Genomic DNA, 12,938 nt, shown 5'->3' on the forward strand with positions numbered 1-12,938 from the left:
GTATCATCAACGGCTTCGCTTCTCCCATTGGCGCGGATGCCTTGAGCGGCATGCGCGCACGTTCCCATGTCCTCCCGCCCGAGCATTGAACCGCCCAAGCCAGACACGCCTACTGCGCCCATCGCGTCGGCATCCAGCCCGCTGGATGCGCTACCCGTGCCTGAAATTCCGGTGATGGCAGTGATGGGCGGGCTGATGCTCGCCATCTTGCTGGGCGCGCTGGAGCAAACCATCGTTGCGGTGGCCTTGCCCGTGATCGCGGGCGAATTCAACGGCTTTGCGCTGATGGCCTGGTTGGTGTCGGCGTATCTGGTGGCGTCCACGGTGGTGACGCCCATCTACGGCAAATTGAGTGACCTCTACGGCCGCCGCGCCATGCTGACGACGGCCATCGTGCTGTTCGTGCTGGCGTCGGTGGCGTGTGCGGTGGCGACCAGCATGCCGATGCTGTTGTTTGCACGCGTGCTGCAGGGGCTGGGCGGCGGCGGTCTGATCTCGGTATCGCAGGCCACGATCGCCGATGTGGTGCCGCTGCGCGAGCGTGGCCGCTACCAGGGCTACGTGAGCGGCATGTGGGCCATGGCCAGCCTCGCCGGACCGGTGATCGGTGGCTATCTGACGCATTACCTCTCGTGGCGCTGGATTTTCTGGATCAACCTGCCCCTGGGCATCGTCGCGCTGTTCGTCGTGCGCCGCACGCTTCGGCATCTGCCGGTGGCGCATCAGCGCCGCCCCATCGACGTGCCCGGCGTGGTGCTGTTTGCCGGAGGCCTGACAGCGCTGTTGCTGATGATCACCCGCGTGGGGCAGGGCACGCCGCTCACGCAGCCCGAAAACCTTGGCCTGCTGGCGGCGGCGGTGGTGCTGCTGGGCGCGTTTGTCTGGCAAGAGAACCGCGCCGTCGAGCCGATCATTCCGCTGTCGATGTTCCGGGTCCGTACCGTCACGATCTGCTGCCTGGCGCTGTTCCTGTGCTTCTTCCAGCTGATCGCCACGTCGGTGCTGATGCCCCTGCGCTTCCAGATGGTGGCGGGTGCCAGCCCCGATGCCGCCGCGCTGCGCCTCGTGCCGCTCACGCTGTCGATTCCGCTTGGCGCCTTCATTGCCGGCAAATGGATGACGCACAGCGGTCGCTACAAGCCCCTGATGCTGGGTGGCGCATGCGTGGTGCCGTTTGCCGTGGCATCGCTGGGTCTGCTGGACCCGCACAGCGTGTTGGCGCTGACCCTGGCGATGATCGTGCTTGGCCTGTCGATTGGCGTGCAGTTCCCGACCGGCCTGGTGGCCACGCAAAATGCGGTGTCGCCGCAGACGGTGGGTCTGGCCACGGCACTGACCGCCTTCTCGCGCCTGCTGGGTGGCGCGGTGGGTGTGGCGGTGCTGACGTCCGTGCTGATTGCGCTGCTGCGTCAGGCTGCGCCCGAAGCGCAGGTAGCGGCCGGTGGCGACGTGCTGATGGACCTTTTCCATGCCGCGCTTGCCAGCAGCGGTGCCGATGCCCAGGCCCTGCAGCGCGCAGGCGAGAGCGCGTTCCGGCATCTGTTCTTCTTTGCCGCTGCGGTGTCGGTTATTTCGCCGCTGTTGGTCATGCGGCTGGAAGAGAAGGCGCTGCGCGGCAAGGTGTCGCTTGCCGAGGCTGTCGAGTAAGGCTGGCCGCGCTAGCTTGTGGCAGGCGTCAGCGCCCGCCGTCGAGCGCGGCGCGCCACGCTGCCCTCGTAGAGTGCCCAACGCAGCGTCGGCGCCACGGTGCGCATGGCCGCCGACGCAAACGCCGCCTGCAGCGGCGGCCGCTTGAGATCAAGCATTTGTATTGCCCACGGCGGCAGCAACTGGATGCCCGCATCCAGGAAGAGGCGGACCGCCGGGCGCAACCCCGGGCGCGGCGCCTGCCACGTCATCAAGACTTCCACCACCGTGCGCGTACGATCGCTGGCCACCAGCTCGGCGCGCATCGCATGCAGATAGGTCTGGACCGCCGCCCGCGATTTCGGCACGTCCTGCGCGCCGAGCATTTCGGCCACCAGCGCGGTCTCTTCAAAGTAACGATCCTGCTGCGCGCCGCTCAGGCTGGCATCCGCGTAGCGCAGATAGCCCGCCAGGAAGCTCGACATCTCGGCCACGTGTACCCAGGTGAGCAGGTCGGGGTCGTTGGCCGAGTACGGCCGGCCATCGGGCGCGATGCCTTGCACGCGGTCGTGGATGGTCTTTACGCGGTCGATGAGCGCCAGCGCATCGTGTCGGCTGCCATACGTGGTGCCGGCCACAAACTGTGCGGTCCGGCCCAGGCGTCCTTGCAGGTCTTCGCGAAAGTTCGAGTGGTCCCACACGCCGGCTAGCGCGCGCGGGTGCAGCGCTTGCAACAACAGCGCGCTGATCCCGCCGGCCATCATCGCCGGAAAATCGGCATGGACCTTCCAGCAGACCGCGTCGGGGCCGAACAGGCCCGGGTCGCCCGGCGGCGAGGCAATGTCGAGGGTGAGGCTGCCGGTGGCGCGCGTCAGGCCGCGGACCTGGTTGGCGATGCGTTCGCGAATGGCGACGAGTGGCGAGGGCATGGTGCCGAAAGTGCTGGGAAGCACGAGGCGAAGAAGTATTTATTCTACCGACCCGCACCGGAGCACCCGGTGCCCGCCGTGATGACAGAACGCCGCATGGCCGATGTGCGTGTGCAGGACCATTTGTTGCGACGGCATGTTTATCCGCCCCTCCTAGAATGGAGAACAGTCCCACGAGAACGCGATGCCTATGACCCCCCACCGACATACCGCCTGGTTGGACTGGCTTGTCCTGAGTGCGCTGCTGGTCGGCTTATGCCTGAGCCTCCCCGGGCGCGCGGCAGACAACGCGCAAGGTTTGCGCGACAAATACCAGAGCGTGGCGCCACAGTTGGCCGATAACGTGTTCCATCGCCCGCTGGTACTGGAATCCACCGAAGCCCCCGACCGGCTCAAGAGCGACATCTATAGCGTGCTCGACTACCCGTTTGCCACCGTCAAGGGCGCGTTGGGCGACCCGGAGCACGGTGCTGCCAACTGGTGCGACGTGCTCATCCTGCATCTGAATATCAAGTACTGCCACGCCACGCACGGCGCAGACAGCAGCGTGCTCAACGTGAACCTCGGCCGCAAGGTAGAAGACTCGCTTTCCGCCAGCTATCGCCTTGAGTTTGGTTATCACCCTGTTGTCAGCAGTGCGGATTACTTTCGCGTTGAACTCAGCGCGGCTTCCGGCCCGCTCAGCACCCGCGACTACCACATCATGCTGGAGGCCATTCCCGCGCCGGGCACTGGCAACCACACGTTTCTGCACCTGACCTACGCTTATGGTTACGGCGCGGCCGGTCGACTGGCGATGCGCACGTACCTTGCAACCGTGGGCAGCGGCAAGGTCGGGTTCACCAAGACGGCGGAATCGTCGCCGGGTGCGGAGCCCGAATTCGTGGGCGGCGTGCGCGGCCTGCTTGAGCGCAACACGATGCGCTACTACCTCGCCATCGATGCGTATCTGAAGTCGCTGTCTGCGCCGCCGGACAAGCGTTTGCAGCAGCGGCTGAACACGTGGTTCAACGCCACCGAGCAGTACGCACGCCAGTTGCACGAAGTGGAGCGGCAGGACTACCTGCAGATGAAGCACCACGAAGTCGAGCGCCAGCAGCAGGCGGCGCAGTAGCGCTTCAGGCCGGGCGGTAGACCTTGGCGAAGCGCTGCGCCTGCACGACGCCGTAGTCGCCGGGGGCGTACTGGAGCACCCAGTCGCCGGGGTGGCCATGCAGTACGTCACCGGCTTCGGACCGCGCCAACGAGAACGCTTCACGCATCTGCTTGGCCAGCACCACGCTGGGGCGGTTGCGGTAAGCGCCAGCCTGACCATGCGCGAACGATGCATCGGCGGGAACGTACTTCGCATCGAAACGCTCGCGCGAAACGACCCAGCGGTCGCCGGTTGAGCCGGTGATCAGTGCATCTCCAGGGGCGTAGCGGTTCGGGCCTTCCAGGCTCATCAGCTCGCCGGCTTGGGCGGCAAAGTCGACGTGGACGGTCTCGTCTTTCACAAAAGGGCGGGCGGCGGGGTCCGTGCGCAGGTCGACGTGTTGCAGGGTAGGCATGAGGTGACGCAGAAGGCAATGAAGGCGAGGTCGGGCGAAAGGTCGTAAGCGTAGCGCAAATGGTCGCCTATCGGCAGACGATGATCTACCGCTTCGGTCGTCTGTACGCTGGCAACTGCGAGCCATGTTTGAAAAGACTTGCACGCGCTCGCAGGCGGAAGCCGTGGGCGCGATGTTGTGGGTGCTGCCGCAGCGCCGGCCGCAAGGCTAGTCGAGCGTCAAGACAGCACCGGGCGGAAGTATCTGCGCTCGTAGCTGACTCAGTAGTACCGCAACTCCGTCGCCTTGCCGTGGAACACCTTGTACGAGTAGATCGTGTAGCCGACGATGGTCGGCAGCACGATGGCCACGCCCACCAGCATGAACTCGAGCGATTCCGGCGCGCTGGCCGCTTGCCAGATGTCGAGCCGGTCCACCACGAGATACGGGAAGAGGCTGTAGGCCAGGCCGTTGAAGGCCAGCAGAAAGATGGCGCCGGTGCCGACGAACGGCGCCCAGACGAGGTGTTCATCGCCCTTCGCAATCTGCTGCGGCAGGCGGCGCAGTACCCAGTCGATCAGCAGGAACAGCACGATTGTCACCAGCGGCACGGGCGCCAGCAGGATGATGTTCGGCAGCGCAAACCATTTGTCGAATACGCGAGTGCTGACCCACGGCGTCGCCAGCGACACGGCGGCCACGCCCAACGCGGTAAACCAGAGGCTGCCGCGTGCCCACAGCACCGCGCGCAGCTGCAGCGCGCCTTCCGTCTTCATGATGAGCCACGTGGCGCCCAGCAGCAGGTAGCCGGCAATCAGGCCGCCTGCCGTGCAGATCGCAAAGATGACGTTGGCCGCGTCGTACTGGAAGCCGGTGATGTACAGCCCGAGCATCAGGCCCTGCGCTGCGGTGGCAATGACAGAGCCGGCATAGAACGCGCGATTCCACCACGGCTTGTGGTGCGCGCGTGCCTTGACGCGAAAGTCGAATGCCACGCCACGCAGGATGAGCCCGAACAGCATCAGCGCCACCGGCAGATACAGCGCGCCCAGGATCTCGCCATGCGCGGCCGGAAACGCCACCAGCAACAGCCCGACCCCGAGCACGAGCCAGGTTTCGTTGGCGTCCCAGAACGGGCCGATGGAGGCGATCATGGTGTCCTTCTCGGCGTCGTCGGCGCGGCGCAGCAGGATGCCGACGCCCAGGTCGTAGCCGTCCAGGACGACGTAGGCCAGCACGGCGATCCCCATCAGGGCCATGAAGACCACCGGCAGCCAGCCGGCGGGTTGGGTGAGGTCAGGAATGGTGCTCATGCGTGGCTCGCGACGGGCGCGGAAAGTTCAGAGGTGTGCTTGCCGGGGATGTCGGCATCGGTCGGGTCGATGGCGCCGCCGGCCTTGCGGGCCAGATAGAACACCACGCCAATGTAGGAGGCGATGAGGAACGCGTACAGCGCGAGATACATCGCCAGCGTGCTGCCGATCATCCGCGCGGGCACGGATGAGGCGGCCTGCGCGGTGGTCAGCACGCCGTAGACAAGCCACGGTTGCCGGCCGATCTCGGTCACGTACCAGCCGGCCACCACCGCCACCCAGCCGGAGAACGTCATGGCGACGAGGGTGCGCGCCAGCCAGCGCGGCAGTTCACCATTGCGGCGAAGGCGCCAGGCGCTGGTCCACGACACCGCCAGCATCAGCAAGCCAACGCCCACCATCAGGCGGAAGGCGAAGAACACGGGCAGCACGGGCGGATGCTGATCGAACTGATCGAGCCCCCGCACTTCGCCGTCGAGCGAGTGCGTGAGATACAGCGATGCCACCTTCGGCACCGCGATCTCGTGGCGATTGCTGCGCGTTGCTGCATCGGGAATGCCGAACAGCACGGCCGGCACACCGCGTTCGGTTTGCCAGATGCCTTCCATCGCGGCCAGCTTGGCAGGCTGATGCTCCAGCGTATTCAGGCCGTGCGCATCTCCGGCGGCAATCTGCAACGGGATGAGCATGGCGGCAAGCACCACGCCGGTCTTGAGCGCCGCACGCACGTCGCCACCGCGGTCGTTGCGCAGCCAGCGGTAAGCGGACAACCCCGCCAGCAGGAACGACACCGTCAGCCCCGAAGCCAGCAGCATGTGCGTGAACCGGTAGGGAAACGACGGGTTGAAGATGATCGCCAGCCAGCTTTGCGGATGCGCGCGGCCGTCGATCATCACGTAGCCGGCGGGTGTCTGCATCCACGAATTGAGCGCGATGATCCAGAACACTGAGATGGTCGTGCCCAACGCGACAAGGAATGTCGCGAATGTGTGGATGCGCGGGCTCACACGGCCCGTGCCGAACAGCATGATCCCGAGAAAGCTGGCTTCCAGAAAGAACGCGGTCAGCACTTCATACGCCAGCAGCGGCCCGGCGATATTGCCGACGGTATTCATATAGCCAGGCCAGTTCGTGCCGAACTGAAAGCTCATCGTCACGCCGGATACCACGCCCAGCGCGAACGTCAATGCGAAGACCTTCACCCAAAGGCGATAGGCGGCCATCCAGGCCTCGTCACCGGTCTTGCGATAGCGCAGCTTGAAGAACAGAAGCACCCACGCCAGCGCAATGCTGATGGTGGGAAAGAGGATGTGGAAGGTGATGTTGGCGCCAAACTGGATGCGCGCCAGGACAACGGGATCGAGTGACATGGGCTTTCTCGGGGGCTACTTGGACTTGCCGCCAACGACAACGGCAAGCTTGTTCTTCATTTCCAGCAACTTATGCACCTTGGCGCCCATCTTCATGAGTTGCTGCAGCGATTCGGCGTCGAGCTTCTGCACGTCGTCAAACCAGTTGGTCATGAGCGTGATGAGCTCGTACATCTGTTTCATGCGCGCTTGCGCGTGGCGGTCATCCGGATCCGTGGGGGATTCGAGCATCACGTCGCGCAGCAGCGAAAGCGTGGGGTCGATCTCCCGCTTGCGGCGTTCTTCCGCCAGCGTGCGGAAGATGGTCCAGATGTCGTCAGGGGCCGAAAAGTATTCGCGCCGGTCGCCCGGTTTGTGCGACAGCCGCACCAGCTTCCACGACTCCAGCTCCTTGAGCCCGATGCTCACGTTCGAGCGGGAGAAGCCCAGCGACTCGGCGATCTCGTCCGCGTTGATCGGCTCGCGCGCAGCATAGAGCAGCGCGTAGATCTGCCCGACGGTGCGGTTGATGCCCCAGCGGCTGCCCATCTCGCCGAAATGCAGGACGAAGCGCTGTTTCAAGGGAGAGAGTTGCATTGTTTTGATCTTTCTCAATTTTCAGGAATTTCTGAAATTTTAGGCGTCCTGCCCTGCAGTGCAATGTGGCGCGCTGTCGCGGGATGCTCAGATTGAGCCCGACGCAATTGCAAAAACCCCGTCGAACGCACATCGCGATTGTGCTGTCTTCGCCTACTATGCCTATGCGGTAACGTCCCTCAAAACGCACATTCTCTGGAGCGCAAACATGGCCTCACATGGTTTGATTGCCTGGTTGATCATTGGCGCGGTGGCGGGCTGGCTGGCCGGCATCCTGGTCAAGGGCGGCGGTTTCGGCATCTTCGTCGACATCGTGGTCGGCATCGTCGGTGCGTTCATCGGCGGATGGCTGGCGGGGGTGCTCGGCATCTCGCTGGGCGGCGGGTGGATCGGCTCGATCATCACGGCGGTGATCGGCGCGGTGATCCTGCTGTTCATCATCCGGCTAATCAAGCGCGCATAGCGCGAGCCGGCACCGGCGCCAAGAACGGCGGTGGATGCGCATGTCATCCAACCGCCGGATTTCAACATGCACCGCATCACCTAGACTGGTTGAACCAAGGGCAGCCGCGCCGCGCCACAAGCGCCGGCGGGGCCGGTACACGCTAACCCGGCGAGGCCACCATGTCTGACCAGCTCACCACCGCACCGCAAGAACTCTACGAAGGGTTCGAAATTCACGTTGTTCCAAGCCCGACACGGGCAAACTCCTTGCGCTACACCTACACCGGCTACGTGTGCCACCCCGGCGCCGATCCACAGTTGCCCGGTCATGTCGTGCCCTTTCACGCAGATGGCGACGATACCTTCCGCAGCCCCGAAGAGGCCATGGAGGAAGCCGTACACGTGGCGCGCAGCATTGTCGACGGCACGCATCCGGATCTCTCGGTGCTGTCGATCGTGACGCACGGCTACTGACGCCGAAACCTGATCCGGCAGCTTCCCTTCCTATCGGTCATGCACGAGATGCGCCGGTCGCCCTTGGCGGCGGCCGACGCATTTGCTGTGCCGCACCATCCCGAATCGTGTCTGCACCGAAAGCGTGCGGTGCGGTGCCCGTGTGTGAGGCACGCGCCCTGGCCGGTGTCTGGCCAATTTCCTGTAAACCGCGATAGGACAAGGCTTTGTGAGCCTGGCATACCTGTTGCGTAGCACCATTGCACGAATCAAAGGCGATCCGTGCTCTTCGTGGTGAAGGCCCTGGTGCTCAGGGCTACTTGGACAACGGCGTCCCAGACCCTGGCTAGTGCAGCCGGGCTCTCGGACGCCTTTCTTTTTTTTGGCCCCTGATTGGGATTCAACATGACCGGCAAAGCCACCCGAATCGACCTGTTCAGCCTGCGTACGCCGCAGATGCGCGCCTTCCATCTGACGTGGCTCGCGTTCTTCGTGTGTTTCTACGCGTGGTTCGCCTGCGCGCCGCTCATGCCGGTGCTCAAGGGCGAGTTCCACCTCACGCCGGGGCAGATCGCCAACATCAACATCGCGGCGGTGGCGGTGACGATCCTGGTGCGGCTGATCGTCGGCCCGCTGTGCGACCGCTTCGGCCCGCGCAAGACCTATACCGGTTTGCTGCTGCTGGGGGCCATCCCCGTGCTGGGCGTGGCACTTGCGCAAAGCTACGAGACCTTCCTGTTCTTCCGCCTGGCGATCGGCGCGATTGGCGCGAGCTTCGTCATCACGCAGTACCACACGTCGGTCATGTTCGCGCCAAACGTGGTGGGCACCGCCAACGCGGCGGCGGCCGGCTGGGGCAACGCAGGCGGCGGTGTGGCGCAAGGCACGATGCCGCTGCTGCTGACCGCCATCGTGATGATGGGCGTGACGCAGAGCATGGGCTGGCGTCTGGCCATGGTGGTGCCGGGCGTGGCGATGCTGCTCGTCGCGGCGCTGTACTGGCGCTATACGCAGGACTGCCCGGAAGGCAACTTCAGCGCACTGCGCGCCGCCGGCAAGACCATCGAAGGCGGCAAGAAGGGCGGCTGGGGCAGCTTTGTGGCCGCCGCCGGCAACTACCGGGTGTGGCTGCTGTTCATTACCTACGGCGCGTGCTTTGGCGTGGAGATCTTCATCCATAACATCGCCGCCACCTACTACGTCGATCACTTCGGCCTGTCGCTCTCGGCTGCCGGCATGGCCGCGGCCAGCTTCGGCCTGCTGGCGCTGTTTGCCCGCGCGCTGGGCGGCATCGTGTCGGACCGCGTGGCCGCCAAGCGTGGCCTGGATGCGCGCACCCAACTGCTGTGCGTGCTGATGATGGGCGAGGGCCTGGGCCTGTTCGGCTTTGCCCATGCAGGCAGCGTGCCGGTGGCCATTCTTGCGATGCTGGGCTTCGGCCTGTTCACGCATATGGCATGCGGTGCCACGTATGCGCTGGTGCCGTTCATTGACCGCCGTGCGCTCGGCGGTGTGGCCGGCATCATCGGTGCGGGCGGCAACGCCGGCGCGGTGGCGGCGGGCTTCCTGCTCAAGGGCATGGCCGATACGCAGGCCACGCTGTCCATCCTCGGCGTGCTGGTGGCGCTGTCAGCTATCTGCGCCATTGCCGTGCGTTTCTCGGCAGAACACAAGGCACGCGAACAAGCGCTGTACGACAACACGCTGGCCGCCGCCGGCAACGCCTGAAAGAGGACATCACCATGACCATGAAGATCGTCGTCATTGGCCACGGAATGGTGGGCCACAAGTTTCTGGAAAGCCTGCTGCATGCTCCGGGCCATCACCTCCAGGTGACGGTGCTGTGCGAAGAGCCGCGCCCCGCCTACGACCGCGTGCACCTGTCGGAATTCTTCACGGGCAAGACGGCGGAAGAGCTCTCGCTCGTGGCGCCGGGCTTCTTTGACCGCGACGACGTGGTGCTCAAGCTCAACGCCCGCGCCACGGCCATCGACATCACCGCCAAAACGGTGACGGCCTCGACCGGCGAGGTGCTGCCGTACGACAAGCTTGTCCTCGCTTCGGGCTCGTCGCCGTTCGTGCCGCCCGTACCGGGCCGCGACCGCAAGGACTGCTTCGTCTATCGCACCATCGAAGACCTCGAAGCGATGGCCGAATGCGGCCAGCGCGCCAAGACCGGCGTCGTGATCGGCGGCGGGCTGCTGGGGCTGGAATGCGCCAAGGCGCTGCGCGACATGAACCTGCAAACGCATGTGGTCGAGTTTGCCGGTCGCCTGATGGCGATGCAGGTGGATGACGGCGGCGGCCGCATGCTGCGCCGGAAGATCGAAGACCTCGGCGTGACCGTCCACACGCAGAAGAACACGTCGGAGATCGTTGATGGCGAAACCGCGACGCACCGCCTGAACTTTGCCGACGGCACGCACCTGGAAGCGGACATGGTCGTCTTCTCGGCCGGCATCCGCCCGCGCGACGAACTGGCGCGCGCTTGCGGGCTGGAAGTGGGCGAGCGCGGCGGCATCGTGATCGACTCCGAATGCCGTACCTCGGCGCCGGACGTCTACGCGATTGGCGAATGCGCGCTGTGGGGCGGCAAAATCTACGGCCTGGTTGCGCCCGGCTACGAGATGGCGCGCATCACCGCCAAGCAGATCCTGGCCGCCGACGATGCGTCGGAGTTCAGCGGCGCCGACATGAGCACCAAGCTCAAGCTGATGGGCGTGGATGTCGCCAGCCTGGGCGATGCGCAGGGCGTGACGCCGGGCAGCCGCAGCGTGCAGTTCACCGACGAGCGCAAGCAGATCTACAAGAAGCTGGTGGTGTCGGAAGACGGCAAGTACCTGCTGGGCGGCGTGCTGGTGGGCGATGCGGCGGAATACGGCACGCTGCTGCAGATGATGCTCAACCGCATCGAGCTGCCCGAGGCGCCGGAATTCCTGATCCTGCCGCAGGCCGATGGCAATGCGCGCCCCGCATTGGGCGTGGATGCGCTGCCCGATAGCGCGCAGATCTGTTCGTGCAACGACGTATCGAAAGGCGCGCTGTGCCAGGCGGTGTGCGCCGGCGCCACCACCGTGGGCGCGCTCAAGGATGCCACCAAGGCCGGCACCTCGTGTGGCGGATGTGTGCCGCTCATGACGCAGGTGATGAAAGCCGAGATGAAGAAGCAAGGCCTGGCCGTCAACAACCACATCTGCGAGCACTTTCCGTATTCGCGTCAGGAGCTGTATCACCTGGTGCGCGTGGGCCGCATCCAGTCGTTCGAGGCGCTGCTGGAAGCGCATGGCAGCGGCATGGGCTGCGACATTTGCAAGCCCGCCGTCGCGAGCATCCTTGCTTCGTGCTGGAACGACTTCGTCCTCAAGAAAGAGCACGCCAGCCTGCAGGATTCCAACGACTACTTTCTCGCCAACATCCAGAAGGACGGGACGTACTCCGTGGTGCCGCGCATGCCCGGCGGCGAGGTGACGGCAGACGGCCTGATCGCCGTGGGCCAGGTCGCCAAGAAATACGACCTGTACACCAAGATCACGGGCGGCCAGCGTGTCGATCTGTTCGGGGCGCGGCTGGAGCAGTTGCCGCTGATCTGGGAAGAGCTGATCGCGGCCGGCTTCGAGTCGGGTCACGCGTACGGCAAATCGCTGCGCACGGTGAAGTCGTGCGTGGGCTCGACGTGGTGCCGCTATGGCGTGGGCGATTCAGTGGGTTTTGCGATTGCGCTGGAGAACCGCTACAAGGGCCTGCGCTCGCCGCACAAGATCAAGTTTGGCGTCTCCGGCTGCACGCGGGAATGCGCCGAAGCGCAGGGCAAGGACGTCGGCATCATCGCCACCGAGAAAGGCTGGAACCTGTATGTGTGCGGCAACGGCGGCATGAAACCCCGCCATGCCGAACTGCTGGCGGCCGACCTCGATCAGGAAACGCTCATCAAGTATGTCGACCGCTTCCTGATGTTCTACGTGCGCACGGCCGACCGCCTGCAACGCACCAGCACATGGCGCGACAACCTCGAAGGCGGTCTCGACTATCTGAAGGATGTGGTGATCAACGACAAGCTGGGCATCGTGGCCGAACTCGAAGCCGAGATGCAGCACGTGGTCGATACCTACCAGGACGAATGGAAGACGGCCGTGACGAACCCTGACGTGCGCAAGCGCTTCCGCCACTTCGTCAACAGCGAAGCCAAGGATGCGAATGTCGTCTTCGTCGAGGAGCGTGGCCAGATCCGCCCTGCCACGGTCGAGGAGCGTGCCAAGACGCGGCCCGTGCGCATTCCTGTTGTTGCTGAGGCCGCTTGAGCCTGATAGAGGAAGAGGAGGACGCCATGCAAGCATCCCGTTGGACCCCGATCTGTGCCCTGGACGACATCGTTCCCAACACCGGCGTCTGCGCGCTGGTGGAAGGTGACCAGGTTGCGGTGTTCCGTGTCGGCGGCAACACGACGCAAGGCGTGTACGCCATCGGCAACTACGATCCGAACTCCGACGCCGCCGTGCTCTCGCGCGGCTTGGTCGGCAACCTGGGTGAGCGCATCGTCGTCGCATCGCCGATCTACAAGCAGCATTTCGATCTGACCACGGGCGAGTGCCTGGAAGCGCCGGCCAACTCCGTGCACGCCTACGCGACCAAGGTGGAAGACGGCAAGGTGTGGGTAGCGGCATGAGCCGATTCCAATGACCGACAACCTTCAGGAGAGGG

Annotated in this window: 12 protein-coding genes; 7 read left to right on the plus strand and 5 right to left on the minus strand. The window is 64.8% G+C overall.

Annotation, left to right across the window (positions count from 1 at the left end; genetic code table 11):
* Positions 1-66: 66 nt before the first annotated feature.
* A complete protein-coding gene (locus ACUXH0_RS06305) occupies positions 67-1,647 on the plus strand; it encodes an MDR family MFS transporter (RefSeq protein WP_012430226.1) in 1,581 nt (526 codons plus the stop codon).
* Between the two features lie 11 nt (positions 1,648-1,658).
* Here the strand turns inward: ACUXH0_RS06305 and ACUXH0_RS06310 are convergent, their stop codons facing one another.
* Positions 1,659-2,555 carry an oxygenase MpaB family protein gene (locus ACUXH0_RS06310; protein WP_012430227.1) on the minus strand — a complete coding sequence of 299 codons (897 nt, stop codon included), beginning with the start codon at positions 2,553-2,555 and terminating at the stop codon, positions 1,659-1,661.
* Between the two features lie 184 nt (positions 2,556-2,739).
* Between ACUXH0_RS06310 and ACUXH0_RS06315 the strand changes: the two genes are divergently transcribed.
* Positions 2,740-3,669, plus strand: a complete 930-nt coding sequence (locus ACUXH0_RS06315) for a hypothetical protein (protein ID WP_012430228.1) — start codon at positions 2,740-2,742, stop codon at positions 3,667-3,669.
* Positions 3,670-3,673: 4 nt separating this feature from the next.
* Here the strand turns inward: ACUXH0_RS06315 and ACUXH0_RS06320 are convergent, their stop codons facing one another.
* The 4 genes from ACUXH0_RS06320 to ACUXH0_RS06335 form a co-directional block, all read right to left on the minus strand.
* On the minus strand, positions 3,674-4,105 hold the full coding sequence (locus ACUXH0_RS06320) for a PGDYG domain-containing protein (protein WP_012430229.1): 432 nt from the start codon (positions 4,103-4,105) through the stop codon (positions 3,674-3,676).
* A 260-nt stretch (positions 4,106-4,365) separates the two neighbouring features.
* On the minus strand, positions 4,366-5,397 hold the full coding sequence (locus tag ACUXH0_RS06325; RefSeq protein WP_004627546.1) for a cytochrome d ubiquinol oxidase subunit II: 1,032 nt from the start codon (positions 5,395-5,397) through the stop codon (positions 4,366-4,368).
* Complete coding sequence (locus tag ACUXH0_RS06330) at positions 5,394-6,767, minus strand: cytochrome ubiquinol oxidase subunit I (protein WP_182594032.1); 1,374 nt, start codon at positions 6,765-6,767, stop codon at positions 5,394-5,396. Before ACUXH0_RS06330 ends, ACUXH0_RS06325 begins: the two co-directional genes overlap by 4 nt.
* Positions 6,768-6,782: 15 nt before the next feature.
* Positions 6,783-7,343, minus strand: a complete 561-nt coding sequence (locus ACUXH0_RS06335; RefSeq protein WP_009240564.1) for a GbsR/MarR family transcriptional regulator — start codon at positions 7,341-7,343, stop codon at positions 6,783-6,785.
* 208 nt (positions 7,344-7,551) lie between these two features.
* Between ACUXH0_RS06335 and ACUXH0_RS06340 the strand changes: the two genes are divergently transcribed.
* The 5 genes from ACUXH0_RS06340 (at position 7,552) to nirD (ending at position 12,903) form a co-directional block, all read left to right on the plus strand.
* Positions 7,552-7,806, plus strand: coding sequence for a GlsB/YeaQ/YmgE family stress response membrane protein (locus ACUXH0_RS06340; RefSeq protein WP_004627540.1), 255 nt, complete (start codon positions 7,552-7,554; stop codon positions 7,804-7,806).
* A gap of 161 nt (positions 7,807-7,967) precedes the next feature.
* Positions 7,968-8,261 carry a hypothetical protein gene (locus ACUXH0_RS06345; protein WP_012430232.1) on the plus strand — a complete coding sequence of 98 codons (294 nt, stop codon included), beginning with the start codon at positions 7,968-7,970 and terminating at the stop codon, positions 8,259-8,261.
* Between the two features lie 384 nt (positions 8,262-8,645).
* Positions 8,646-9,968: an MFS transporter gene (locus ACUXH0_RS06350; RefSeq protein WP_012430233.1), complete on the plus strand. Its 1,323-nt coding sequence runs from the start codon at positions 8,646-8,648 to the stop codon at positions 9,966-9,968.
* A 14-nt stretch (positions 9,969-9,982) separates the two neighbouring features.
* Entirely contained in the window at positions 9,983-12,538 is a 2,556-nt protein-coding gene (nirB, locus tag ACUXH0_RS06355; RefSeq protein WP_012430234.1) for a nitrite reductase large subunit NirB, read from the plus strand.
* Between the two features lie 26 nt (positions 12,539-12,564).
* The gene (gene nirD / locus ACUXH0_RS06360; RefSeq protein WP_012430235.1) at positions 12,565-12,903 is read left to right on the plus strand and encodes a nitrite reductase small subunit NirD; all 339 of its coding nucleotides are present in this window, start codon (positions 12,565-12,567) and stop codon (positions 12,901-12,903) included.
* Positions 12,904-12,938 lie beyond the last annotated feature (35 nt).

The organism is Ralstonia sp. 110700041-2, assembly GCF_056280165.1.